The organism is Sphingomonas sp. SL1004, from assembly GCF_057815015.1.
Map to the genome: position 1 here is coordinate 2,312,363 of NZ_JBYMUX010000001.1, position 23,178 is coordinate 2,335,540.

General features: G+C 66.2%; 25 protein-coding genes and 1 pseudogene. 11 read left to right on the forward strand and 15 right to left on the reverse strand.

The annotated features are described in order from the left end of the window. Positions 1-3 precede the first annotated feature (3 nt). Complete coding sequence (locus AC3D24_RS10410; protein WP_489030393.1) at positions 4-546, reverse strand: DUF1003 domain-containing protein; 543 nt, start codon at positions 544-546, stop codon at positions 4-6. A gap of 203 nt (positions 547-749) precedes the next feature. Between AC3D24_RS10410 and AC3D24_RS10415 the strand changes: the two genes are divergently transcribed. Next, positions 750-2,213: a helicase HerA domain-containing protein gene (locus AC3D24_RS10415; RefSeq protein WP_489030395.1), complete on the forward strand. Its 1,464-nt coding sequence runs from the start codon at positions 750-752 to the stop codon at positions 2,211-2,213. Here AC3D24_RS10415 and AC3D24_RS10420 read toward each other — a convergent pair. The 4 genes and pseudogenes from AC3D24_RS10420 to AC3D24_RS10435 form a co-directional block, all read right to left on the reverse strand. Beyond that, entirely contained in the window at positions 2,210-2,647 is a 438-nt protein-coding gene (locus AC3D24_RS10420) for a nuclear transport factor 2 family protein (protein WP_489030397.1), read from the reverse strand. The two genes, AC3D24_RS10415 and AC3D24_RS10420, sit on opposite strands and share 4 nt — an antisense overlap. 166 nt (positions 2,648-2,813) lie before the next feature. Then, a pseudogene (locus tag AC3D24_RS10425) lies at positions 2,814-3,011 on the reverse strand (DUF1294 domain-containing protein); the annotation flags it as partial. 89 nt (positions 3,012-3,100) lie between these two features. Further along, positions 3,101-3,343 (reverse strand): DUF2312 domain-containing protein, encoded by a 243-nt coding sequence (locus AC3D24_RS10430; protein WP_197942503.1) that lies wholly within the window; start codon positions 3,341-3,343, stop codon positions 3,101-3,103. Between the two features lie 214 nt (positions 3,344-3,557). Next, positions 3,558-3,866, reverse strand: coding sequence for a DUF1244 domain-containing protein (locus AC3D24_RS10435; RefSeq protein ID WP_489030399.1), 309 nt, complete (start codon positions 3,864-3,866; stop codon positions 3,558-3,560). Positions 3,867-3,958: 92 nt separating this feature from the next. Here AC3D24_RS10435 and pyk point away from each other — a divergent pair, with 92 nt between their 5' ends. From pyk to AC3D24_RS10455, 4 genes are all read left to right on the forward strand, one after another. Continuing rightward, positions 3,959-5,422: a pyruvate kinase gene (gene pyk, locus AC3D24_RS10440; RefSeq protein WP_489030401.1), complete on the forward strand. Its 1,464-nt coding sequence runs from the start codon at positions 3,959-3,961 to the stop codon at positions 5,420-5,422. 627 nt (positions 5,423-6,049) lie between these two features. Continuing rightward, the gene (locus AC3D24_RS10445; protein ID WP_489030403.1) at positions 6,050-8,104 is read left to right on the forward strand and encodes a carbon starvation CstA family protein; all 2,055 of its coding nucleotides are present in this window, start codon (positions 6,050-6,052) and stop codon (positions 8,102-8,104) included. Continuing rightward, complete coding sequence (locus AC3D24_RS10450; protein WP_489030405.1) at positions 8,101-8,289, forward strand: YbdD/YjiX family protein; 189 nt, start codon at positions 8,101-8,103, stop codon at positions 8,287-8,289. Before AC3D24_RS10445 ends, AC3D24_RS10450 begins: the two co-directional genes overlap by 4 nt. Continuing rightward, complete coding sequence (locus AC3D24_RS10455; protein WP_489030407.1) at positions 8,286-8,807, forward strand: biliverdin-producing heme oxygenase; 522 nt, start codon at positions 8,286-8,288, stop codon at positions 8,805-8,807. The genes AC3D24_RS10450 and AC3D24_RS10455 overlap by 4 nt, the downstream gene beginning before the upstream one ends. A gap of 21 nt (positions 8,808-8,828) precedes the next feature. On the opposite strand, the gene AC3D24_RS10460 is transcribed toward AC3D24_RS10455, so the two are convergent. Next, positions 8,829-9,131 carry a polyhydroxyalkanoic acid system family protein gene (locus tag AC3D24_RS10460; protein WP_489030409.1) on the reverse strand — a complete coding sequence of 101 codons (303 nt, stop codon included), beginning with the start codon at positions 9,129-9,131 and terminating at the stop codon, positions 8,829-8,831. Positions 9,132-9,140: 9 nt separating this feature from the next. Continuing rightward, positions 9,141-9,560: a VOC family protein gene (locus AC3D24_RS10465; RefSeq protein WP_489030411.1), complete on the reverse strand. Its 420-nt coding sequence runs from the start codon at positions 9,558-9,560 to the stop codon at positions 9,141-9,143. 344 nt (positions 9,561-9,904) lie between these two features. On the opposite strand from AC3D24_RS10465, the gene lnt reads away from it, so the two are divergent. Together lnt and metK are read left to right on the forward strand one after the other, a co-directional pair. Next, entirely contained in the window at positions 9,905-11,437 is a 1,533-nt protein-coding gene (gene lnt / locus AC3D24_RS10470; RefSeq protein ID WP_489030413.1) for an apolipoprotein N-acyltransferase, read from the forward strand. Between the two features lie 58 nt (positions 11,438-11,495). Continuing rightward, positions 11,496-12,713: a methionine adenosyltransferase gene (gene metK, locus AC3D24_RS10475; protein ID WP_489030415.1), complete on the forward strand. Its 1,218-nt coding sequence runs from the start codon at positions 11,496-11,498 to the stop codon at positions 12,711-12,713. 302 nt (positions 12,714-13,015) lie between these two features. On the opposite strand, the gene AC3D24_RS10480 is transcribed toward metK, so the two are convergent. The 4 genes from AC3D24_RS10480 to AC3D24_RS10495 form a co-directional block, all read right to left on the reverse strand. Beyond that, positions 13,016-14,095, reverse strand: coding sequence for an AI-2E family transporter (locus AC3D24_RS10480; RefSeq protein WP_489030417.1), 1,080 nt, complete (start codon positions 14,093-14,095; stop codon positions 13,016-13,018). A gap of 119 nt (positions 14,096-14,214) precedes the next feature. After that, positions 14,215-14,499: a hypothetical protein gene (locus AC3D24_RS10485; protein WP_489030419.1), complete on the reverse strand. Its 285-nt coding sequence runs from the start codon at positions 14,497-14,499 to the stop codon at positions 14,215-14,217. Positions 14,500-14,593: 94 nt separating this feature from the next. Next, positions 14,594-15,223, reverse strand: a complete 630-nt coding sequence (locus AC3D24_RS10490) for a phosphatase PAP2 family protein (RefSeq protein WP_489030421.1) — start codon at positions 15,221-15,223, stop codon at positions 14,594-14,596. Beyond that, a complete protein-coding gene (locus AC3D24_RS10495; protein WP_489030423.1) occupies positions 15,223-16,065 on the reverse strand; it encodes a formate/nitrite transporter family protein in 843 nt (280 codons plus the stop codon). Before AC3D24_RS10495 ends, AC3D24_RS10490 begins: the two co-directional genes overlap by 1 nt. 65 nt (positions 16,066-16,130) lie before the next feature. Here AC3D24_RS10495 and trmB point away from each other — a divergent pair, with 65 nt between their 5' ends. Continuing rightward, positions 16,131-16,811 (forward strand): tRNA (guanosine(46)-N7)-methyltransferase TrmB, encoded by a 681-nt coding sequence (gene trmB, locus AC3D24_RS10500; RefSeq protein WP_489030425.1) that lies wholly within the window; start codon positions 16,131-16,133, stop codon positions 16,809-16,811. Positions 16,812-16,824: 13 nt separating this feature from the next. On the opposite strand, the gene AC3D24_RS10505 is transcribed toward trmB, so the two are convergent. Then, a complete protein-coding gene (locus AC3D24_RS10505) occupies positions 16,825-17,925 on the reverse strand; it encodes a GNAT family N-acetyltransferase (RefSeq protein ID WP_489030427.1) in 1,101 nt (366 codons plus the stop codon). A 123-nt stretch (positions 17,926-18,048) separates the two neighbouring features. Here AC3D24_RS10505 and AC3D24_RS10510 point away from each other — a divergent pair, with 123 nt between their 5' ends. Then, positions 18,049-18,507, forward strand: a complete 459-nt coding sequence (locus AC3D24_RS10510) for a DUF2721 domain-containing protein (RefSeq protein WP_489030429.1) — start codon at positions 18,049-18,051, stop codon at positions 18,505-18,507. Beyond that, the gene (locus tag AC3D24_RS10515) at positions 18,504-18,893 is read left to right on the forward strand and encodes a DUF4345 domain-containing protein (protein WP_489030431.1); all 390 of its coding nucleotides are present in this window, start codon (positions 18,504-18,506) and stop codon (positions 18,891-18,893) included. The genes AC3D24_RS10510 and AC3D24_RS10515 overlap by 4 nt, the downstream gene beginning before the upstream one ends. A gap of 54 nt (positions 18,894-18,947) precedes the next feature. On the opposite strand, the gene AC3D24_RS10520 is transcribed toward AC3D24_RS10515, so the two are convergent. Both AC3D24_RS10520 and AC3D24_RS10525 read right to left on the reverse strand, forming a co-directional pair. Further along, positions 18,948-19,334, reverse strand: coding sequence for a VOC family protein (locus AC3D24_RS10520; protein ID WP_489033124.1), 387 nt, complete (start codon positions 19,332-19,334; stop codon positions 18,948-18,950). Between the two features lie 168 nt (positions 19,335-19,502). After that, the gene (locus tag AC3D24_RS10525) at positions 19,503-20,333 is read right to left on the reverse strand and encodes a ferredoxin--NADP reductase (protein ID WP_489030433.1); all 831 of its coding nucleotides are present in this window, start codon (positions 20,331-20,333) and stop codon (positions 19,503-19,505) included. A gap of 166 nt (positions 20,334-20,499) precedes the next feature. On the opposite strand from AC3D24_RS10525, the gene uvrB reads away from it, so the two are divergent. Next, positions 20,500-22,698, forward strand: a complete 2,199-nt coding sequence (gene uvrB / locus AC3D24_RS10530) for an excinuclease ABC subunit UvrB (RefSeq protein ID WP_332799199.1) — start codon at positions 20,500-20,502, stop codon at positions 22,696-22,698. Between the two features lie 50 nt (positions 22,699-22,748). On the opposite strand, the gene AC3D24_RS10535 is transcribed toward uvrB, so the two are convergent. Next, the gene (locus AC3D24_RS10535) at positions 22,749-23,123 is read right to left on the reverse strand and encodes a PRC-barrel domain-containing protein (RefSeq protein WP_380783702.1); all 375 of its coding nucleotides are present in this window, start codon (positions 23,121-23,123) and stop codon (positions 22,749-22,751) included. Positions 23,124-23,178: the final 55 nt, after the last annotated feature.

Genomic DNA, 23,178 nt, shown 5'->3' on the forward strand with positions numbered 1-23,178 from the left:
CTCTTAGGCGTCAGGCGCGGATTTCGCCAGACCGTCGATCTTGGCTTCGATCGCGTCGAGCCGGGCCAGCACCAAGTGATCGATCTTGTGATGCACGCGCAGGATGTCGAGTTCGGCGCGCAGGTTGGTCTCGTAGTCGAGGCTCGCGGCCAAGCGATCCTTCGCCGATTGCCGGTTCTGGCTCATCATGATCACCGGCGCCTGGATCGCTGCGAGCGTCGACAGCATCAGGTTGAGGAAGATGTACGGATAGGGATCGAACGCCATCCCGAAATGGCCGAGTATGTCCGAATTTAGGATCATCCAGCCGAACAGGATCACCGCAAAGGCGATGATGAACCCCCAGGACCCACCGACCGCGGCGACCCTGTCGGCGAGCCTGTCACCGTAGCTGGAGCGCTCGTCCGATACGTCCGCGGCGTCGCGGCTTACGGTAGTACCCGCCTCGATCCCCGCGAGGACGCGGCGCTCCTCGTCGTCGAGTTCGCCCGGCGCCTTGCCGAGCAGCCGTTGCGAGAGGTCGGCGAGCGGGGAGTGTGTGGCCATCGCTCCGCCCTAACCGGGATTGCGGATAATTCCAGCCTTCCGTCATGCCGGGCTCGTTCCGGCATCCACCGTTCCGCAAACTCGCCGACGGTTGACGATGCGGGACCGTGGCCCCCGGAACAGGTCCGGGGTCACGGGGTACTTGCGACGGAAGCCACAAAGACTCCTTGCTCCCATGCGCCCGCACCTGCCAAACGCGCGGCATGACGGTTAGCGTGAATATGGGCACCGACGGCAATGGTACTGCTGTCGGCGTCGACCTGGAGGAACTACTCGCCACCCGCCTGTTGGTGCAGGGCAATTCGGGCTCGGGAAAATCGCATCTGCTGCGCCGCCTGCTCGAGCGATCGGCGGGCCACGTCCAGCAGATCGTGATCGACCCTGAGGGCGACTTTGTGACGCTCGCCGGGCCGCACGGGCACGTCGTGATCGAGGCCGGCGACTATAGCGAACGCGAGATTTCGCGGATCGCGACGCGGCTGCGCGAACACCGGACGTCTGCGGTGCTCAGCCTCGAAGGGCTCGAGGTCGAGGGCCAGATGCGCTGCGCCGCGTCGTTCCTGTCCGCGCTGTTCGATGCGCCGCGCGAGCATTGGTATCCGGTGCTGGTCGTGGTCGACGAAGCGCAGATGTTCGCGCCCGTCACCGGGGGCGAAGTGTCTGAAGAGGTTCGTCGGGCGTCGCTGGCGGCGATGACCAACCTGATGTGCCGCGGGCGTAAACGCGGCCTCGCCGGCGTCATCGCGACGCAGCGGCTGGCGAAACTGGCGAAGAACGTCGCGGCGGAGGCGTCGAACTTCCTGATGGGCCGCACCTTCCTCGACATCGACATGGCGCGCGCCGCCGACCTGCTCGGCATGGAGCGCCGCCAGGCCGAAGCGATTCGCGATCTTCAGCGCGGCACGTTCATGGCGCTCGGCCCGGCAGTGTCGCGCCGGCCGATCACGGTAAAAATCGGCGACGTCGCCACGTCCGCCCGCAGCGGCAGCCCGAAGCTCACCCCCCTCCCCAGCGCCGCGCCGATGGATTTGCAGGACCTGCTGTCAGAGCCGGTGGTCGACGCCCCCGAACTCGGTCTGCTGTTCGATTCGCGGCCGCGTCGCGTGCCGGCGGAGGAACTGCTCGACGGCATCGCCCGCCCGCCCGAGCCGCGCACCGCCGCACCGCCGCCGCCCGAAAAGACCGACGATGAGGTCGAGGCGGTCTACGCCGACGTCTTCCGCGCGATCGTCGAGGATCCGGAATCGACGCTCCGGCCTCCGTCGGTACTGTTCCAGGATTTCCAGGTGCGCTGCCGAATGGGGGGCCTCGCCAAACCACCGCTCGACCTCCCCGGCTTCGTGCGCCGGTTAAGCTGCGCCCGCGCCGGCATCTTCGACATGACCGACGAGGCATGGACGGCGGCGCTCGACGTTGCGAGCGGCCTCCCCGACGACATGCTCGGCGCGTTCCTTTTGGTGGCCCGCGCGGCACGTGAAGGCGAGCCCTGCCCGTCGGACGCGCGCATCGCAGCGACGTATGGTACGAGTTCGCTTGGCCGTGTGAAGCGCCTGATCGGCTATATCGAAAGCCGAGAGTTGATCGTCTGCCGCACCGATCTCGCCGGCAAGCGCTCGATCACGATCCCCGGCCTCGGCTGGACGACGCTACCAGCGGAAGCCGCCTAGCGGATCGGCGTGAACTGCGCCGATACGAAGCGCCACTCCTTGCCGATCCGTCGCGCGACGAAGCCGGCGCGCAGCGCGCGTGACTGTGGCTGGCCGTCCTTGCCGGGTACCGCATAGGCGATCCGCATCGTGACGACACCGAGTGCCCCCGCCGGTCGCGCGACCGTTTCGGTGATCGTCATCGGCGGCGCGGGCTTCTTCTTGTCGGGCGCATAGAACCCGATCACGCGCTCGCGGGAATCTACCTCACCGACGGGCGATACTTCCTGGTATTCGGGCGCCATCATTGCGATCATTGCCGCCTGATCGAACTGGTTGCGGACCTGAACGAACGCCTCCGCCCGCTGCGCGAGGCGATGCGCCTCGGTCTCGATCGATTGCGCCGCGACGGGAGCACTGACCAATGCCGCCGCAATTCCCAGAAATACCAGCATGCTTGCCCCCGATGCAATGTTGCACAACAGCAATACACCCAAGCTTCAGGTGCAGCAATAACGATACAAGTTGCTCAAAATAGAATGCGAAAGCGATGGCGAGACCTGCGACGACGCCGACTTGTACCATCGCGATGAGCTGGAGCCGGCCAACGAACGGTTGCTTCCGTGTCTTGTGCCGGTAGCGACCTCGCGCCCAGAACGCACCGGGGCTACCGCCGAGTGCCGCGAACCAAAGCAAGCGGGACTCGGGGACTCGCCACGCGCCGGTCGACGATCGCCGTTTGTCGATCGCGAACGCGGTGACGGTGATCATGTTGATGATCAGGAACAGGACGGACGCCGCAACGATCGGGAGAAGCATTCTCTACCGGTACATCGAGCGGGTTAACGCGGTGCCCCCTCGCGACCCGACACCATATCGGGGGAGGCACCGCGCGAGATCAGGAATCCTCAGATCATCCCCAACGCCTGGAGATACACTTCGAGGATCGCTTCCTCCTCCTGATATTCTTCCTTCTTCTTCTTCCGGATCGACAGGATCTTCCGGATGGCCTTGGGGTCGTAGCCGCGGCCCTTGGCTTCGGCCATCACGTCCTTGATGTCGTCCGAGATACCCTTCTTCTCTTCCTCGAGACGCTCGGCGCGCTCGATCAGCAGGCGCAGTTCGTCCGCTGCGACCGCGCCGCCGCCCATGCCGTGTTGCCGTTCGTCAGACATAGAAAATTCCCCACTCGCCGACGCCCACGCGCCGGTCAAAAGCCAATCGAGATACAAGCCTGCATCGGTGATCGCCGTCCGGAGACGTCCTGAATCATGCCGAATTGGGTGCGGGCCTGCGTCTAGGCGTTTACCGTGTTCGGCTCAAGCGACCCTGCGGGGGATCGTCGCGAATCAATTGCAGACGTTCTCAAATCACCGCGTTCTTCGCGACGCTCGCCTTCATCCGTTCCAACTGCTCAGGCGTCGCGTCGCCTTGGTGGTGCGCCTTCCACTCCGCGTACGGCATCCCGTACACCGTTTCCCGCGCCGCATCCTTCGACATGCCGCCCGCCTCTTCGACCCAGTCCGACAGGCAGTTGCGGCAGAAACCGGCTAGGCCCATCAGGTCGACGTTCTGCGCATCCTCACGGTGGCGAAGGTGGCGGATCAGGCGGCGAAAGGCCCGTGCCGCTACGGCATCGTCGAGTGCATCGAGCGAGTCGGTTTCGGGATTCATTCTTATGCTCCGTGGTTGATCCCGCGGAGATAGGGTTTAAGGCCCGTCGCGGCAAAGACCTCCCCCAGGAAACGCCGAGGAAGACGCAACGCATGACCATGGCCATCGCCCCCCGTTCGCGGAAAGTCCGCATCCTCGCGACGCTCGGCCCCGCTAGCAGCACGCCCGAGATGATCGCGACGCTCTTCCGTACCGGCGCAGACGCCTTCCGCGTTAACATGAGTCACGGCGACCAGCAGTCCAAGATCGCGGTGATCCAGGCGATTCGCGCGCTCGAAAAGGAATTTGGTCGCCCCTCGACCATCCTCGCCGATCTGCAGGGCCCGAAGCTGCGCGTCGGCAAGTTCGAAGGCGGACGGACCGTGCTCGAGACCGGCTCGACCTTCGTGCTCGACCGCGATCCGACGCCGGGCGACGCAACGCGGGTGGAACTGCCACACGACGAGATCTTCGCGGCGATCGAGCCGGGCGCCCGCCTGCTGCTCGACGACGGCAAGCTCGTGCTGCGCGTCGTGTCGCATAGCCCGCGCCAGATCACGACACGGGTCGAGGTCGGCGGCGCCTTGTCGAACAGCAAGGGGCTGAACGTACCCGACGTCGTGCTGCCGATGGCCGCGCTGACCGAGAAGGACCGCAGCGACCTCGACTTCGCGGTCGACCAGGGCGTCGACTGGATCGCACTGTCGTTCGTCCAGCGCCCGGAAGATCTGTGGGAAGCGCGCAAGCTGATCGGCGGCAAGGCGGCGCTGATGGCGAAGATCGAAAAGCCGGCGGCGATCGAGCGGCTGGAGGAGATCGTCGAGGCCTGCGACGGCGTGATGGTCGCGCGCGGCGATCTCGGCGTCGAACTGCCGCCGCAGCAGGTCCCGCCGCTGCAGAAGCGCATCGTCGAGGTCTCGCGCCGGATGGGCCGCCCGGTGGTGGTCGCGACGCAGATGCTCGAATCGATGATCACGTCGCCCTCGCCGACGCGCGCCGAAGTGTCCGACGTGGCGACCGCGGTATATGACGGCGCCGACGCGATCATGTTGTCGGCCGAAAGCGCGGCGGGCGCGTGGCCGGTCGAATCGGTGGCGATGATGGATGCGATCGGCGTATCGGTCGAGGCCGATCCCGAGCACGGCGACCGCATGCACTTCACCGTGATGAAGCCCGACCCGACGACCGCGGATGCGCTGGCCGAGGCGGCGAAGAACATCGCCGCGACGGTGTCGGCGGTGGCGATCATTTGCTTCACGACCTCGGGCTCGACCGCACGCCGGATCGCGCGCGAGCGGCCTTCTGTGCCGTTGCTGGTACTGACGCCGAGCCAGGAAACGTCGCGGCGGCTCGGGCTGCTGTGGGGCACGCATGCGGTCCACACGCGCGACGTCGAGTCGTTCGAGGACATGGTCGCTAAGTCGAAGCGGATGGCGTTGCGTCACGGGATCGCCAAGGCCGGCGACCGGGTTATCGTGCTCGCGGGCGTGCCGTTCCGAACGCCTGGGTCGACGAACGTGCTGCATGTGGTTCGGATCGTCGGGGATGAGCTGAAGGGGCATCACTCGCAGGTTTGAATTTGGGAGCTTGAACCGGCGGCGCGCGCGGCTTGCCGGTCGCTGCCATGCAGATGAAGCCCTGTGATGGGGAAAGCGGTGCGCGCCCCAACTGTTCCCCCGCGAAGGCGGGGGTCCAGGGCACCGGTGCGCTACGGTACTTAGCTGGCCCCCGCGTCCGTGGGGGAACGGGCTTGGTGTAGGTCGTGTCTTCCTCGCACCAGCACAGCGTTCAAGTTGGATACCAAAGAGCGCCCCCCCCCTACCCCGTCATGCCGGGCTCGTTCCGGCATCCACCGTTCCGCATGCTCGCGGCCCGTGGGGTATGCGGAACGGTGGGCCCCGGCCTCCGCCGGGGTGACGGAAGAGAGGTGTGATGCAGGTCTTTCATCCCGCCGGCTCCGAGCGAGTCCCGTTGATCGGGCAGCGTGTCCCTTATCCAACCAGCGACACCACCCCGGCGGAGGCCGGGGCCCAGTTGGGGGACGGCGATGACTACGCTCCCGCCTCGTTACCGCGACCTTTCCAACTGGGCCCCGGCCTTCGCCGGGGTGGTACTGTGCAGGCGTTAGTACCTGCATCGGGGCTAGCGCTCGCCGCCCGAATACGCGATGCCGCGCAGACGGACCGCGCGGGAGGGCGAACGCAATGACATTACGCGAGAAGATCGGTTGGGGCGCCCTCGCCCTGCTCGCAGCCTGCGCGCTCGCGGTCGTCGCGTTCGAGCGCGGCGAGCATGTCAACGCGCTGTGGATCGTCACTGCAGCGGTCTCCGTCCAGCTGATCGCGTACCGCTTCTACGCGAGGTATATTGCCCGCCACGTCCTGAAGCTCGACCCGAGCCGCCCAACCCCGGCGCTCCGCCGCGCCGACGGCCTCGACTACGTCGCGACCGATCGCAACGTCCTGTTCGGCCACCATTTCGCCGCCATCGCCGGCGCCGGGCCGCTCGTGGGGCCAGTGCTCGCCGCGCAGATGGGCTATCTCCCCGGCACGCTCTGGATCCTCGCCGGCGTCGTGCTCGCAGGCGCGGTGCAGGATTTCATGATCCTGTTCATCTCGATGCGCCGCGACGGGCGGTCGCTCGGCGAACTGATCCGCATGGAGATGGGCGCGGTCCCGGGCGTGATCGCGCTGATCGGTGCGTTCGCGATCATGGTCATCATCCTCGCCGTGCTCGCGCTGATCGTGGTGCGCGCGCTGGCGGGCAGCCCGTGGGGGCTGTTCACGGTCGCGGCGACGATCCCGCTGGCGTTCCTGATGGGTATCTACACCCGCTGGATCCGCCCCGGTAAGGTCGGCGAAGTCTCCGTGCTCGGCGTGATCGGGCTGCTCGCCGCGATCGTCTATGGCGGCACCGTCGCCGCCTCGCCGACGCTCGCACCGCTGTTCACGCTGACTCCGGTCCAGCTCTGCGTGCTGATGGTCGGCTACGGCGCGGTCGCGTCCGTCCTCCCCGTGTGGCTGCTGCTCGCGCCGCGCGATTACCTCTCGACCTTCCTCAAGATCGGCGCGATCGTCGCGCTGGCGATCGGCATCGCCGTCGTCGCGCCGCCGCTGCGGATGCCCGCGCTGACCCCGTTCATCGACGGCAGCGGGCCGGTGTGGTCGGGCGGGCTCTTCCCATTCCTGTTCATCACCATCGCGTGCGGCGCGGTGTCGGGTTTCCACGCGCTGATCGCCAGCGGCACCACGCCCAAGCTGATCGCCAGCGAAGGCGACGCGCAGTTCATCGGCTACGGCGCGATGCTGATGGAGAGCTTCGTCGCGATCATGGCGCTGGTCGGCGCGTCGATCCTCGATCCCGGCGTGTATTTCGCGATGAACAGCCCGGCGGCGGTGGTCGGCACCGACTTCGCGTCCGCCGCGACCGCGGTCACCGCGATGGGCTTCCCGATCACGCCCGAACTGCTCGCGCAGACCGCGAAGGACGTCGGCGAGACCACGATCGTCTCACGGACGGGCGGCGCGCCGACGCTGGCGGTAGCGATGTCGGAGATCTTCAGCCACCTCGTCGGTGGACAGGCGATGAAGGCCTTCTGGTACCATTTCGCGATCCTGTTCGAGGCGCTGTTCATCCTCACCGCGGTCGATGCGGGGACGCGCGCCGGGCGGTTCATGCTGCAGGATCTGATCGGGCTCGCGGTGCCGTCGTTCCGCAATGCCTCGGCGATCGTGCCGGGGCTGATCGCGACGGCGCTGTGTGTCGTTGCCTGGGGCTTCTTCCTGTATCAGGGCGTCACCGATCCGCTCGGCGGCGTGAATACGCTCTGGCCGTTGTTCGGGATCTCGAACCAGATGCTCGCCGCGGTCGCGCTGGTGCTGGCTACCGTGGTGCTGTTCCGAATGAAGCGCCAGCGTTACGCGTGGGTGACGATCCTGCCCGCTGCGTGGTTGTGCCTGTGCACGATCACTGCCGGGCTGATGAAGCTGTTCGCGAGCGATCCGAAGGTCGGCTTCCTCGCGCATGCCTCGAAATTTGCCGACGCAGCGGCGCGCGGCGAACTGCTCGCGCCGGCCAAGACGATGGCGGAGATGCAGCGGATCGTGCTCAACGACCGGATCGACGCCGCCCTGTGCGCGCTCTTCCTCGCAGTGGTGCTGTCGATCGTGGTCTTCGGCATCCGTACGTGTCTGGCCGCGCTTAAGATCGACCGGCCGACGGTGACCGAAGTCCCGCCGCAGCTGGTGGCCGCGGAATGATCCGCGCGCTCTACGCGAAGGCGCGCGAGACGGCGCTGCTGATGGTCGGCGTGCCGTCCTACACGGCGTATTGCCAGCACATGGCGGAGCGGCATCCGGACCACGCGCCGATGGACGAGCGCGCGTTCTTCCGCGATCGGCAGGAGGCGCGCTACGGCAGCAAGGGCGGAGGGCGGTGCTGTTGACCAAGACTCCTTCGACGGTCGCGCGACTGCGTGCGGCGACCGCGAACGATCACAACGCCGTCGATGCCGGGTTCGGCCGCTACGACCTGACCGAAGCGACCGATTACCGCGCGTTCCTGATCGCGCATGCCAGGGCGTTGCCCGCGGTAGAGGCGTGGTTGCGGACTATTCCCCGCCTGCCTGCGTTTCGCGACCGGGCCGATCTACTTGCCGCCGATCTCAAGGCGCTGGGCGAGCCGATGCCCACGCCGATGACGTTCGACGCCTTACCGAGCGCAGCGGCTGGATGGGGCGCGATGTACGTGGTCGAGGGGTCGCGGCTCGGCGGCATCATGCTGTCGCGGTCGGTGCCCGCAGGCATGCCGTCGGCGTATCTCGGTGCCAAGCACCTGCCCGGCGAGTGGCGCGAATTGCTTGCGGCGATCGATGCGCAGCCTGCCGACGACGCCTGGGTTGCCAATGCGATCGCCGGCGCCAAGGCCGCATTCGATCTTTACGCGCGCGCGCCGACGGCCTGACGGTCGATCGGCGCCTTCGCGTCAGCGCAGCAGCTTCGGCGCTTCCTTGCGGATCATGTCCTGCACCTTGCTCGCGAACAGGCCGAGGATGCCGGGCAGGTCGACGACCGCGTGGACGTTGGTCTCGAACACGGTGACCGCGCTGGCGATCGTCTGCCCCATCGCCTTGACGGTGAAGTGCAGCGTGTCGCCGTCCCAACGATGATCGGTCACCGCCCCCCCGGGGATGTTCGCGCCGATCTTGTCGATGCTGCCGTCGAGCCGCGCGCGAACTGCCGCCTTGCCGAGCTGATGGGGGACGTCGACGGTGATGGGAGTGCCCATGGAGATTCCTTAAGTCGCGAAAAGCATGTCGTCGTTGGCAAACGCCTTGAACTCGAGCGCGTTGCCCGACGGATCGAGAAAGAACATCGTCGCCTGCTCGCCGGGCTGGCCCTTGAAGCGAACATAGGGCGCGATGCCGAATGTTACGCCAGCGGCGGTGACGCGTTCCGACAGCGTGGTCCAGTCGTCCATCGTCAGCACGACGCCGAAATGCGGCACGGGCACGGCGTGACCATCGACCGCGTTCTCGACCGCGACTGGTTTTGCCGAAGGATCGAGATGGGCGACGATCTGGTGACCGAACAGGTCGAAATCGATCCAGTGGTCGCTGGAGCGGCCTTCCGGGCAGCCGAGGGTGGCGCCGTAGAAGGTGCGGGCGGCGTCGAGGTCGTGGACCGGGAAGGCCAGGTGGAAGGGGCGTAGGGTCATCTAGGGAAGATAGGTTGGTCGATCCGGTTCGTCACCCTTTTCGCGTGCGTTACCGGCTCGCCTTGTTTCCCCGCGAAGGCGGGAGCCCAGTCTGGGTCCCCGCCTTCGCGGGGAAACAAGGTTGGAAGGGCACACCTCACCCAACCATACCGCACCACCCCGGCGAAGGCCGGGGCCCAATCGGGGGACGTAGCTAATGAAGGGGAGCGCTTCGTTACTGCGACCTTTCCAATTGGGCCCCGGCCTTCGCCGGGGTGGTGCTAGACGCCGGGAGGCGCTCCTCATCCCCGCCCCATAACACCGAAAACATTGCCCCCCCTTCCCCGCCACGCCATAGCGCGAGCGTGAACCGCTACCCCGCCCTCGCCTGCCTCGTCCTCGGCGCGCTCGCCGCAACGGGGTTCGCCCCGCTCGATTTCTGGCCACTGACGCTGGTCGCATTCGGGCTGTGGATGAAGCTCGTCCATGACGCGCCGACCCTACACGGAGTCCTCTGGCGCGGCTGGCTGTTCGGGGTTGGGCATTTCACCGTCAACAACAACTGGTTCCAGCACGCGTTCGACTTCCAGGACGCGATGCCGCCGGTACTGGGGTATTTTGCAGCGGTCGGGCTGGCGCTGTACCTCGCGCTGTTCCCGATGCTCGCGGGCGCGCTCGCGTGGCGGATCGCGCGGAGGCCCGGCACCCCCGACGCGACTTTCGTGCTGGTCTTCGCCGCCGCCTGGATCGCCACCGAGTGGCTCCGCGCGACACTGTTTACCGGGTACGCCTGGGATCCGCTGGGCGTCGTGTGGCTACCGGCGATCGGCGTCGCGCGGCTGTCGGCCTGGATGGGGACCTATGCGCTGTCAGGCGTAACGATCGTCGCCGCCGGCGCGCTGCTGATGCTTGCAGTACGCCGCTGGACTCTGCCAGCGATCGTCATTCCCGCGCTAGGCCTCGCCGCACTATCCGCGCTCTGGACCAACGCGCCGCCGCCAGCCCCCGGCACGCCGCTGGTCCGCGTGGTCCAGCCCGACATCGGCCAGGAAGATCGCAGCGAGACCGATGGCGAACGCGTGCTTTCCGCGCTGGAAAAGCTGTCCGGCCAGGGCGGCACCACCCCGCGCCTCGTCGTCTGGCCCGAAGGCGTCGTCCGCGATTACGTCGAGGACGGCTACCCGTTCTACGCCTATGGCTGGTCGAGCCCGCTCTACCTCCGCCGCCGCATGGCGCGCCTGCTGGGCCCCGAGGACATCCTGCTGATCGGCGGCACTGCGCTCGAGTTCAACGCCAGGGACCAGATCTCCGGCGCTGCCAATTCGGTGTTCGCACTCGACGCCCAGGCGCGGCTGCGGGGGCGGTACGACAAGGCGCATCTCGTGCCGTACGGCGAATATCTACCGATGCCGTGGCTGCTGAAGCCGCTCGGCCTCGCGCGCCTCGTGCCCGGCGATATCGACTTCACCTCGGGCAAGGGACCGGCGAACCTGACGCTGCCCGGCTTCGGCTCGATCGGCATGCAGATCTGCTACGAGATCATCTTCTCTGGCGAGGTGGTCGACCGCACCCACAGGCCGCGCATCCTCTTCAATCCCTCGAACGACGCGTGGTTCGGCAAATGGGGCCCGCCGCAGCATCTCGCGCAAGCCCGGATGCGCGCGATCGAGGAAGGGTTGCCGATCCTCCGCGCGACGCCGACAGGTATCTCGGCGATCATCGCCGCCGATGGCCGCCTCGTCGCGACCGTCCCACACGAGACCGCCGGCGCGATCGAGCAGCCGATGCCGTCCGCTCTGCCCCCGACCCTGTTCTCGCGCGTCGGCAACGCGATGGCGGCGATCGTCGCCGCGCTCCTGCTCGCAACGGCGGTTGCCCTGCGTCGCCGCCGCCGCTAGGGTCATATAAAGCTTTCCTTATATGACGCTCGCTTCAGAGCATGGCAAAGAGGCCCTCATGCGCAAATCCTTCCTCTTCACCTCCGAATCGGTCTCCGAAGGCCATCCCGACAAGGTCGCCGACCAGATCAGCGACACGATCGTCGACCTGTTCCTCGCCAAGGACCCGCAGGCGCGCATCGCCTGCGAGACGCTGACGACCACGCAGCTCGTCGTCCTCGCCGGCGAAATCCGCGGCAAGGGCATCTACGAGAACGACCAGTGGGCCGACGGCGTGCTGAAGGAGATCGAGGCAGCCGTCCGCAACACCGTCAAGGAAATCGGCTACGCGCAGTCGGGCTTCCACTGGGAGACGTTCCGTTTCGAGAACAACCTCCACGGCCAGTCCGCGCACATCGCGATGGGCGTCGACGAGAGCGGCAACAAGGACGAGGGCGCCGGCGACCAGGGCATCATGTTCGGCTACGCGACCGACGAGACCCCCGGTCTGATGCCCGCGACGCTGTATTACAGCCACAAGATCCTCGCGAAGATGGCCGAGGATCGCCATTCGGGCGCGGCACCGTTCCTCGAGCCCGACGCCAAGAGCCAGGTCACGCTGTCGTACGAGAACGAAGTGCCGGTCGGCGCGACGGCTCTCGTAGTCTCGACGCAGCACGCACCGGGCTATTGCGAGAAGGGCGACAACGCCGATCCCGCCAAATACGCGGTGCTGCGCGACTATGTCATGGGCGTGTTCAAGGACGTGCTGCCCGACGGTTTCATCACCGACGAGACCGCGATCTACATCAACCCGACCGGCCAGTTCGAGATCGGTGGCCCAGACGGCGACGCCGGCGTGACCGGGCGCAAGATCATCGTCGACACCTACGGCGGCGCGGCACCGCATGGCGGCGGCGCATTCTCGGGCAAGGATCCGACGAAGGTCGATCGCTCGGCTGCGTATGTCGCACGGTATCTGGCGAAGAACGTCGTTGCTGCCGGTCTCGCGCGTCGCTGCACGATCCAGCTGAGCTATGCGATCGGGATTGCCGAGCCGCTGTCGGTGTATGTCGACACGCATGGTACCGGCACGGTCGAGGAAGCCAAGCTCGAGGCGGTTCTGCCGAAGCTGGTTCGCCTGACGCCGAAGGGCATCCGCGAGCATCTGAAGCTGAACGCACCGATCTACAAGAAGACGGCGGCGTACGGCCACTTCGGTCGTGAGCCCGAGGGTGACACGTTCACCTGGGAAAAGACCGATCTGGTCGATGCGCTGAAGGCTGCCGTCGCCTGATAGCGACGCGCTTTTAGAATACGAAAAAGCCTCCCGCGGACCAGTCCGCGGGAGGCTTTTTGCATTTTGGAGCTAAATTTCGAGTCCCTCTCCCCGCCGGGGAGAGGGAGGGAGGAGCCGCTTGGCGACGGAAGGGTGAGGGGCTTTGGAGGAGAGGGTCCGAGCCTCACTCCCCCTCACCCTCCCACCCGGCTTCGCCGTGCAGGCCCCTCCCTTTCCCCAAGGGGAGAGGGTTATCGAGCACAAGGCGCGTTCCGCTCGCCAACCCATCCTTCGATACGCCGCTTCGACAGGCTCAGCAGCTACTCAGGACGAACGGGGTGGAGAACCTGCGCATGCCGCTGCTCGGTCAAGATCTGCCAAGCCGTCAGGAACAACGCGGCCACCAACGGGCCGACGACGATACCACTCAACCCCACGACCTCGATCCCACCCAGCGTCGTCACCAGCACGATGTAATCCGGAATGCCCGTGTCACGTCCGACCAGGATCGGCCGCAGGATGTTGTCCGCCAGACCAATCACCACGACGCCCGAGACCACCACGACCACGCCCTGCCAGATCGCGCCCGTCGCCAGCAGGTACACCGCGACCGGCACCCAGACGATTGCCGGCCCGAGCGCCGGCAGCAGCGACGTCAGCGCCATCAGCAAGCCCCACAGCAAGGCCGCCGGCACGCCGACGATCCAGAATGTCAGCCCCCCGAGCGCACCCTGGACGAGGCCGACGATCACCGATCCCTTGATCGTCGCGCGTACCACCGCGACGAACTTGTCGACCAGCTTTGTCGTAACCGAATGCTCGAACGGCAGCGCGCGGCGGATTGCCGGGCCGACCTTGTCGCCATCGCGGAGGAGGAAGAACGTCACGTACAGCCCGACGCCGAACGACAGCAGGAACGAAGCCGCGTTGCGACCGATCGACAAAGCCTGACCCGCGATCGAGCGGACGCTGTTGCCGAGGATGTTCGACACGCGCGACTGCGCCTGCTCAAAGCTGTTGAGTCCCGCCTTGTCGAGCGCACCCTGGATGCGGTTCGGCAAAGCGTCGTGGATCTGCTGGAAATACGCGCCGAAGTTGATCTGGCCGCTTTGCAGCTTGGCATAGACCGAAGCGGACTGGTCGATCATGAGGCTGCCGATGAACAGCGTCGGTATGATCACCGCGACGAAGATGATCAGCAGCGTCAGTGCGGCGGCGAGATTGCGCCGCTCCGGCCAGCGCTTGAGCAGCCACTGGTAGAGCGACTGGAACAGGATCGCGGCCAGCGCGCTCCACAGCAGAGCCGCCGCGAACGACGACACGACCACGCACAGCCCGATCGTGATCGCCACCAGGAAGGTGATGAAGCCCCCTGTTTCCAGTCGACGCCTGTCGATCATTGCGCTGTCCCCTGTCGTCGTATTGCCGGTTCGATCCGGTCGATTCAAAACGTCGAAACCGCCCCCCGGCGTTTACCGGAAGGCGGTCCCGACGCCGGCGCGAGTGTGCGCCTGGATTATCAGCGGAGCTTTTCGCTGCCGTTGACGAGTGCGTCCTTCTGCGCCTGCGGCATCGCCTGCGCGTTCACGTCGGCATCGTCGATCGCGTCCGCCTGGCGGTCGCCGTCCTTGCGGACTGCCTTGGCCTGGTCCTCGAGGTTATCGGCAGCGGCGTCGAGCGCATCGGCGCGGTTGTCCGCGGCCTTCTCGACCTGGCTGCCGAGCTTGTCGTCGCCCTTGCCGCCGCAGGCTGCGAGCGGGAGTGCGATGGCGGCGATCATCGTGGCGATGGCGAGCTTCTTCATGATACGGACTTCCCTGTTATGACGAGGTCGCAAACCGTCACGGGCTCGTAACGGTTCCATGCGCAGCCGCGTCGCACGAAAAAATCCGGCGTAATCAGGCGGTAGCCGGCGCGTCGTGCAGAGGCAGTGTCTCCACCGCGGCGTTTTCGATCACCGGCGCAACCCGGTCGAACACCGCGCTGACCAGAGCCTCGGCGATCCAGCCGACCGCCGCGCCGACGACGAGGTCGGAGAGGTAATGCTTGCCGTTGAGCGGTTGCGCCGCGGCGACCAGGCCGGTGACCAGCGCGGCCGGTGCCCCTGCCCCGTCGATGTCGCGCGACGCCGCCCGCGCGACCGCAACCGCGCCGGCGGTGTGGCCGGACGGGAACGAGGTCTGCTCGTGATCTTCGCTGTCACCGGGTTCGAACCGCGCCTTGCCGTCCTCGATCGCCTTTTCGGGACGCGTGCGATCGATCGAAGCCTTGATCGCCGACTTAACGAAGGTGGCCGCTGCGTGCGCCGCGAACATTCGCACCCCGCCGCGGATCATGTCGGGACGACGCGCGACGAGCCCGATCACGACCGTCCCTAGCGACGTCGCGACGAGTTGCGGCTGGTCGCCGATCTCGGCCAGGAAACCGGTCGCCTTGACGATCGGCTGGTCGCGGTGCGCGGCAGCCTTGTGCGTCACGGCGCGATCCGCCTTCTCGACGGACTTTGCCGCCTGTTCGATCTCGCCCATCAAGTCTTCTCCCGCCCGGTCATCTCGCCGCGCACCTGTGCATGCGCCAGCAGCGCGAACAACCCCGCACCACCCAGCAAGTTGCCGAGAATCGCCGGCAGCATCAGGCCACCCAGCGCCTCACCGACGCCGACCTTCCCCGAAAACAGCAGCAGCCACGCCTCCACGGATCCAACGATCGAGTGGCTGAATGCGCCGATCGCGACGACGTAGGTGATCGCGAAGATCACGAGGAACGACTGTTCGCGCGCGTTCGGCAGCGACCAGGCGAGGATCGCGATCATGAACCCGGCCGGGACCGCATTGACGAACGTCGCCGCGGCCGAAAGTTCGGTTATGCCCATCGACACCTCGATCATCGCGGTGCGAAGCGCGTTGCCGCCGAGCAGGCCCGCCGCGATCATGCCGCCGGCCAGCGCCGTACCGATCAGGTTGGCGCCCAGCACGACGCTCCAGAGCCGCAAGGTCCGTCGCAATGCCCAGCCCGACGGCTTGGTCACCAGCGGCAGCATCGCGGTGATCGTGCTCTCGGTGAACAACTGCATCCGCCCGAGGATCACGACGAGAAACCCGATCGGGTAGCCGAGCGATACGACGGTCGATCGCCACGGCGTATCGGGCAGCGCCGCGTGGAGCGCACCTTCGGCGATCAGCGAACTGGCGATCGCCATGCCCGCCGCGAGGCCGGAGAAGAACAACGACGAGATCGGCCGGTCGAGTTCGTCCTCGCCCTCCTCGCGGACGGCCTGGTGGAGATCCTTGGCATCGGCGGCTTTCAGCGCGTCGACGTCGTCCTCGGATCCGGCGGGATCGGGCGATGCGGAGGGGTTTTGTTCGGCCATTACGGACATGCAACGGCTCGCGGGGGACTTTGCTCCGGCGCCCCACACCGCTAGGGCACGCGGCGATGAACGATCCTTCTGTTATCCGCCGCCTCTATGGCCGTCGCCAGGGCCACAAGCTGCGCCTCGGCCAAGCCGCGCTCGTCGAGGAAACGCTTGCCGATCTGTCGGTGCCCGAAGAGGGCCCGATCGATGCGATGACGCTGTTCGGCGACAACCGCCCGCTGCACGTGGAGATCGGCTTCGGCGCGGGCGAGCATCTGGCGGGACAGGCCGCGATGAACCCCGACGTCGGCTTCATCGGCTGCGAGCCGTTCCTCAACGGCGTCGTCGGCGCGCTGGCGCATATCCGCGACGGCGAGCTGACCAACGTGCGGCTGCACATGGGCGATGCGCTGGAGGTGATCGAGCGGCTGCCCGACGCAAGCCTCGACCGGTTGTACCTGCTGCATCCCGATCCGTGGCGGAAGGCGCGCCACGCCAAGCGCCGCATGGTCAATCACGGCCCGCTCGACACGATCGCCGCCAAGCTAAAGCCCGGCGCGGAATTCCGGCTCGGCACCGACGATCCGACCTATTGCCGCTGGTCGATGATGATCATGAACGCGCGCCGCGATTTCGAATGGCAGGCACAAACCCCCCACGACTTCCTGACGCGCCCCGACGACTGGCCCGAGACTCGGTACGAACGCAAGGCGCGGCGGCAGGGCCACGAGGTCTGGTATTTTAGGTATATTCGGGTCTGACACCCGCGGCGCGCTATCTGCGGGGCTGACGATGGCCGCTGCGCCGCCAGATCCAGCCGAATAGGCGCCCGGCCAGCGCGGGCGCGCCCGGCCTGAGCAGGATCCAGTCGCGGATCGGCGCGTCGACCTGCGCGCCGATCACCTGCTTGTAGCCGCTGTCGCCCGCGCCCCAGTCCACACGACGAATACCACGGCCAAGCGCGGCGACCAGATTGCGCCAGTAGAGCAGCTTGCCCGGCGAATGCTTGGCGAAGCGCGGGTCATAGCTGTTGGCGATCGCGTACAGCAGTTCGCCGGTATCGATATCGAACGAGAACGCCGCCGGGGCGCCGTCGATCGTCAGCAGCGCCGCGCGAAACATCTCGGCGAGCACCGGGTCAGCGACCGCCGCCTGCCAGAAGGCGAGATGGCCGTCGGACGTGAACTTCATGCCTGATCGATCGGTATCGTGCGCGATCCAGCTCACCTGCTCGACCGCGCCGAGATCCGCGAACGCCGCGGGCCAGTCCGCCGCCGAGAGAAACCGCCACTCGGGCATGCCGTGCTCGGCCAGATGCTTTTCGTGGAAGCGATTCTTGCGCAGCGTCGAGTTGCGCGGCCAGGGCTGGCCCCCGACGATCGGCTGCATCTCGAGCGACCAGCTGTCACCGATCCGCCGGTCGATCGCGGTCCAGCCGTTCGCGCGCGCCGCCGCGATCAGCGCCGTGGCGGCAGCATCATTGTCATACACCGGACCGACCCGCAGGCCGCCGAGCTGCCCCGCCAAAGTCGACAGCGCGGCTTTCAGACTGGCGTCGCTCGCCCCCAGCGCCAGGCCGAAACTGCGGAACGGCCAGTAGCAGCCTGGGATCGCCGCCATGCCCAGAGCGCGCGGACCGAGAGGGACGAACGGCAGCGTCAGCACCGGAGCGTCGTCCTCCTCGACGACCAACGTCCGCGCCTGGCCACCATACGCGGCGAGCGCCGCCGCGTACCAGCCGAAGCGCAGGAACCGGTGACTTTGCGGCCCGCGGTCGGCCACCGTGTCGATCGCGGCGGCCAGCCCTTCGACGATCTCGCCGCGCACGGCGGGAGGAAGGCGGACGAAATCGGCCAGGAGCATCGGCTTGGACATGCCCCCCGATACTGCGCGGAACCTTACGATTACATGCCCTTTCCAACCGGACCGGCAAAATCGGACCATTTTTCATGGCGTCACGTTCTTCCCATCACGGGCGTTCCCCACCATGGTGTCACGATGCCGACGATCCCCGCCATCTCGACGATCGCTCAGACGATCCAGCTTTCGCTCGCGCCGGTGTTCATGCTGGCCGGTATCGGCCAGTTGCTCAACGTACTTGCGGGACGCCTGTCCCGTGTGATCGATCGTGCGCGCAAACTGGAATTGCTCCACGGGAGCATCACCGGGCCCGACCATCATCGCTATGTCTGGGAGCTGCGGCTGCTCGATCGGCGGATGACAATCATCAATGCCGCGCTGTTCCTTGCGGTATCGAGCGCGATCATGACCTGCGTGCTGATCGCGTTGCTGTTCATCGCCGAACTGGCGAAGCTGCATTTCGGCACTGCGGTCGCGTTGTGCTTCATCCTTGCGATGATCCTGCTGATCGCCGCGCTCGTATCGTTCATCGTCGAGGTACGGATTTCGCTGCGCGCGTTCCGCATTCGCCCGGAATTGCTGAAGGACCTGTCGTGATCGAGAAACGCATATTGCAGATCGTCATCGCTGCGGCATGCCTCCTGCCGCTGATCGTCGGCGGCCAGGGCGTTCTGCACGGGCCGGCGCCGTTCGGGCATCTGGCCGACGTGCCCCGCGATCTGGACAGCCATTTCCGGTATATCTCGGGTATCTTCTTCGCGACCGGACTGGGCTTTGTCAGCTGCATTCCGGCTATCGAACGCAAAGGTCCACGATTTCGGTTGCTCGGCGGACTGATCTTCGTCGGCGGCCTGTCGCGTGGGATCTCGTTGCTCACGGTGGGCGTGCCGTCACAGGGCCATGTGCTCGGGCTGGGCATGGAGACGATCGTCGTGCCGCTGCTGATGCTGTGGCAGTGGAATTTCGCGAAACGCGCGGCCTGAGCGGCGACGACGTCATTCTCGATTGGCTGAGAATGATGTCGAACCGGAGAGCGTTCAGCCCATCTTGAACGCGCAAAGCTTGTTGCCGTCCGGATCGCGGAAATACGCGCCGTAAAAGCCCATCTCCTCGGGGCCGCGCGAGCCCGGGCCACCCTCGTCCGCGCCGCCGAGTTCGATCGCCTTGGCGTAGATCTGATCGACTTGCTCACGCGAATCTGCCGCCAGTGCGACCATCGTGCCGTTGCCGGCGGTCGCCGCAGCACCGTCATACGGCCGGCCGATCACCAGCATCGGCTTGTCGGCGCCTGCACCGTAGAAGGTCAGCTGGCGTTCGTCGGGCACCTGCATGAGCCGCTTGCCGCCGACGGTCGCGAACAGTGCGTCGTAGAAGTCGAGCGCGGTGTCGATGTCGTTGCTGCCGAGCGTCGCGTAACCGATTATGGGTCTCTCCTATTTTGGTGGAGAGGGTATCGGCGGATTGAGCGAGAGAAACAATCAGCCTTGCTGCAACCCCGCGAAGGCGGGGGTCAGGGACTCAGTAGCGGCGAACGCCGGGAGCGTGCGGGACTGTTTCCCCCGCTTTCGTGGGGGAACAGCAGATGTCGCGGTTCAGCCGACGAAGGCGCGCTCGATCACGAAAGTACCCGGCTTCGCATTCGAGCCCTCGTCGAAGCCGTTAGCTTCGAGCATTACCGCGAATTCCTTGATCATTTCGGTCGAGCCGCACAGCATCGCTCGATCGGTCTCGGGGTTGAGCTTCTGCTCGCCGCGCACCGGATGGCCGAACAGCGACGCATCCTCGATCAGCGCGCCAATCCGCCGCGTGGTGCGGAACGGCTCGCGCGTCACGGTCGGGATGTAGTGGAACTGCGTCTGTGCCTCCTCCGCGATCAGCGGATCCTCCGCCAGCAGGCCGACCATCTCGTCATGATAGGCGAGGTCGCTCACGCGGCGCACGCTGTGCACGACGATGATCTGCTCGTACGCTGCATACACGTCGGGATCGCGCATCAGGCTGAGGAACGGCGCGAGGCCGGTGCCGGTCGAAAACATGAACAACCGCTTCCCGGGCAGCAGCGCGTCGAGCACCAATGTACCCGTCGGCTTCTTGCCGAGATACAGTTCGTCGCCCGGCTGGATCAGCTGGAGCTTCGAGGTCAGCGGGCCGTCCTCGACCTTAATCGACAGGAACTCCAGTTCCTCCGAATAATGCGGCGACGCGATCGAATAGGCGCGCATGATCGGCTTGCCGCCTTCCTGCGGCAGGCCGATCATCACGAACTCGCCCGAGCGGAAGCGGAAGCTCGCCGGCCGCTCGATCGCGAAGCTGAACAGATGTTCGTTCCAGTGACGCACCCACAGTACCTTGGCGTTGAGGAACGCGGGGGTCTCGAGGATCAGCGCGGGAGCGCGGGTTGCTTCGACGGTCGGGGCGGTCATGCGTCTATTCCTTGGCCTACGCGCGGGCGCTGGCGGATCGATGGCTTGCGAAACGGTCGCATTATGGGCGTGAGCCGGACGGGTCAACAACAGCTAAACTTGGCATCGGCCAAACAGGTCCCGGGGCCGTTGCCGACTCACCGTATGTTCCCCATATTCCCCCTCGATGGCCATTCAGATCCGCACCAGCCTCGCCGAGCCCGAAACCGGCGACACCTTCGTGCCGCACCGCCCGACCGCGCGTCCCGACAAGGTCGAGGGCGGCAAGCGGTTCAACCTCGTCAGCGAATACGAACCCGCGGGCGACCAGCCCACCGCGATCGCCGAACTCGTCTCCGCGATCGGCGACGGCGAGAAGGACCAGGTGCTGCTCGGCGTCACCGGCTCGGGCAAGACCTTCACGATGGCCAGCGTCATCAACCGCGTCCAGCGCCCCGCGCTGATCCTCGCGCCGAACAAGATCCTGGCCGCACAGCTCTACGGCGAGATGAAGTCGTTCTTCCCCGACAACGCGGTCGAATATTTCGTCAGCTATTACGATTACTACCAGCCCGAAGCGTATGTCGCGCGCTCCGACACGTACATCGAGAAGGAATCGTCGACCAACGAGTCGATCGACCGGATGCGGCATTCCGCGACTCGCGCGCTGCTCGAACGCGACGACGTGATCATCGTCGCGTCGGTGTCGTGCCTGTACGGCATCGGTTCGGTCGAGACGTATTCCGCGATGATCTTCGACCTCAAAAAGGGCACGACGGTCGATCAGCGCGAGATCGTGCGGAAACTCGTCGCGCTCCAGTACAAACGCAACGACGCGGCGTTCCAGCGCGGCAATTTCCGCGTAAAGGGCGATACGCTCGAGATCTTCCCGTCGCATTACGAGGACAGCGCTTGGCGCATCTCGTTCTTCGGCGACGATATCGAGGAGATCATCGAGTTCGATCCGCTGACCGGCAAGAAGGTCGCGTCGCTGAACTCGGTGCGCGTCTATGCGAACTCGCATTACGTGACGCCCGGCCCGACGCTCAAGCAGGCGGGCGAGGCGATCAAGCACGAGCTGGCTGAGCGGCTGAAGGAGCTGGTGCTGGAGGGCAAGCTGCTGGAGGCGCAGCGACTGGAGCAACGCACCAACTTCGACCTGGAGATGATCGCGGCGACCGGCTCCTGCGCGGGGATCGAGAATTACAGCCGCTTCCTCACCGGGCGCATGCCGGGCGAACCGCCGCCCACGTTGTTCGAATATCTGCCCGACAACGCGCTGCTGTTCGTCGACGAGAGCCATGTCACGATCGGCCAGATCAACGGCATGTCGCGCGGCGATCACCGGCGGAAGCTGACGCTCGCCGAATACGGCTTCCGCCTGCCGTCGGCGATCGACAACCGCCCGCTGCGCTTCAACGAATGGGACGCGATGCGCCCGCCGACAACCTATGTCTCGGCGACTCCGGGCAGCTGGGAGATGGAGCAGACCGGCGGCGTGTTCGCCGAACAGGTCATCCGCCCCACCGGGCTGATCGATCCCCCCGTCGAGATCAAGCCGGTCGAGGAACAGGTCCAGGACCTGATCGTCGAAGTCGGCAAGACCACCGCGCTCGGCTACCGCACGCTCGTCACCACGCTGACCAAGCGGATGGCGGAGGATCTGACCGAGTACATGCACGAGGCGGGGATCAAGGTCCGCTACATGCATAGCGACGTCGAGACGCTGGAACGCATCGAACTGATCCGCGACCTGCGGCTCGGCGTGTACGACGTCCTGATCGGCATCAACCTGTTGCGCGAGGGGCTCGACATACCCGAATGCGGGCTGGTCGCGATCCTCGACGCGGACAAGGAGGGCTTCCTGCGCTCCGAAACGTCGCTGATCCAGACGATCGGCCGCGCGGCGCGCAACGTCGACGGCCGCGTGATCCTGTATGCCGACCGCGTCACCGGATCGATGGAGCGCGCGATGAACGAGACCTCGCGCCGTCGCGAGAAGCAGGTCGCGTACAACACCGAACACGGCATCACTCCGACGACGATCCGCCGCAACATTGGTGACATCATCGCGCACGTCGCGAGCCAGGATCAGGTCACGATCCCGATCGACGAGGACCGTCCGCACATGGTCGGCCACAACCTGCGCGCGTATATCGAGGATCTCGAGAAGCAGATGCGCAAGGCGGCGAGCGATCTTGAGTTCGAGACTGCCGGGCGTTTGCGCGACGAAATTCGGCAGCTGGAGAACGAGGAACTGGGCCTGCCGGTCGACCAGCAGAAGGCGCCGGTCATGGGACGGTCTAACGAGGGCAAGCCCGGCACGCGGAAAACGCGTTACGGCAAGAGCCAGAAAATGCGCATGGGGGGATCGCGATCGCGGTGATCGCGGACGTCACCGGTGCGGGCAACTCACCCGCACCGGTCAAAGTGTGCTTAGCCGACGACGAGGTCTTCGCTGCTCGACCCGTAATAGCTCGCGACGCGGTCCGCGTATGCCTGGTCGAAGACCGGTGCGTTGTTCGCCCAGCTCGGGCCGCCTTCGAGGACGCGCTTGTCGATCGTGACGACGTAGAGGTCGCGGACCGCGTCGAACTGGAGGAGGGCGAACGGCAGCGGATAGAAGCTCTTGCCCATGCCAAGGAAGCCGCCGAGACTGAGCACGGCGTGGGTGACGCGGCCGGTGCCTTTGTGGACCATGAACGCGTGGACCGAACCGACGTTATCGCCATCGCGGCTTTCGACCTTCATTGTGCCGGAAATGTTCGCCTGGACGAGCAACTGGGTCGGGGTGGCGGCGGTATCGGACATGTCTCTTCTCCAAATTCTTCCGTCGCTGAACCGGTAGCAACGCGCGCCGGTTCCC

Coding starts and splice junctions, on each gene's coding strand:
- uvrB (WP_332799199.1), top strand. CDS start 20,500: ATGGCCATTCAGATCCGCACCAGCCTCGCCGAGCCCGAAACCGGCGAC.
- AC3D24_RS10495 (WP_489030423.1), bottom strand. CDS start 16,065: ATGGCCGAACAAAACCCCTCCGCATCGCCCGATCCCGCCGGATCCGAG.
- trmB (WP_489030425.1), top strand. CDS start 16,131: ATGAACGATCCTTCTGTTATCCGCCGCCTCTATGGCCGTCGCCAGGGC.
- AC3D24_RS10445 (WP_489030403.1), top strand. CDS start 6,050: ATGACATTACGCGAGAAGATCGGTTGGGGCGCCCTCGCCCTGCTCGCA.
- AC3D24_RS10480 (WP_489030417.1), bottom strand. CDS start 14,095: ATGATCGACAGGCGTCGACTGGAAACAGGGGGCTTCATCACCTTCCTG.
- AC3D24_RS10510 (WP_489030429.1), top strand. CDS start 18,049: ATGCCGACGATCCCCGCCATCTCGACGATCGCTCAGACGATCCAGCTT.
- AC3D24_RS10410 (WP_489030393.1), bottom strand. CDS start 546: ATGGCCACACACTCCCCGCTCGCCGACCTCTCGCAACGGCTGCTCGGC.
- AC3D24_RS10435 (WP_489030399.1), bottom strand. CDS start 3,866: ATGAATCCCGAAACCGACTCGCTCGATGCACTCGACGATGCCGTAGCG.
- AC3D24_RS10485 (WP_489030419.1), bottom strand. CDS start 14,499: ATGAAGAAGCTCGCCATCGCCACGATGATCGCCGCCATCGCACTCCCG.
- AC3D24_RS10465 (WP_489030411.1), bottom strand. CDS start 9,560: ATGACCCTACGCCCCTTCCACCTGGCCTTCCCGGTCCACGACCTCGAC.
- AC3D24_RS10525 (WP_489030433.1), bottom strand. CDS start 20,333: ATGACCGCCCCGACCGTCGAAGCAACCCGCGCTCCCGCGCTGATCCTC.
- AC3D24_RS10505 (WP_489030427.1), bottom strand. CDS start 17,925: ATGTCCAAGCCGATGCTCCTGGCCGATTTCGTCCGCCTTCCTCCCGCC.
- AC3D24_RS10490 (WP_489030421.1), bottom strand. CDS start 15,223: ATGGGCGAGATCGAACAGGCGGCAAAGTCCGTCGAGAAGGCGGATCGC.
- AC3D24_RS10430 (WP_197942503.1), bottom strand. CDS start 3,343: ATGGGCGGCGGCGCGGTCGCAGCGGACGAACTGCGCCTGCTGATCGAG.
- AC3D24_RS10535 (WP_380783702.1), bottom strand. CDS start 23,123: ATGTCCGATACCGCCGCCACCCCGACCCAGTTGCTCGTCCAGGCGAAC.
- AC3D24_RS10450 (WP_489030405.1), top strand. CDS start 8,101: ATGATCCGCGCGCTCTACGCGAAGGCGCGCGAGACGGCGCTGCTGATG.
- AC3D24_RS10415 (WP_489030395.1), top strand. CDS start 750: ATGACGGTTAGCGTGAATATGGGCACCGACGGCAATGGTACTGCTGTC.
- metK (WP_489030415.1), top strand. CDS start 11,496: ATGCGCAAATCCTTCCTCTTCACCTCCGAATCGGTCTCCGAAGGCCAT.
- AC3D24_RS10460 (WP_489030409.1), bottom strand. CDS start 9,131: ATGGGCACTCCCATCACCGTCGACGTCCCCCATCAGCTCGGCAAGGCG.
- AC3D24_RS10420 (WP_489030397.1), bottom strand. CDS start 2,647: ATGCTGGTATTTCTGGGAATTGCGGCGGCATTGGTCAGTGCTCCCGTC.
- pyk (WP_489030401.1), top strand. CDS start 3,959: ATGACCATGGCCATCGCCCCCCGTTCGCGGAAAGTCCGCATCCTCGCG.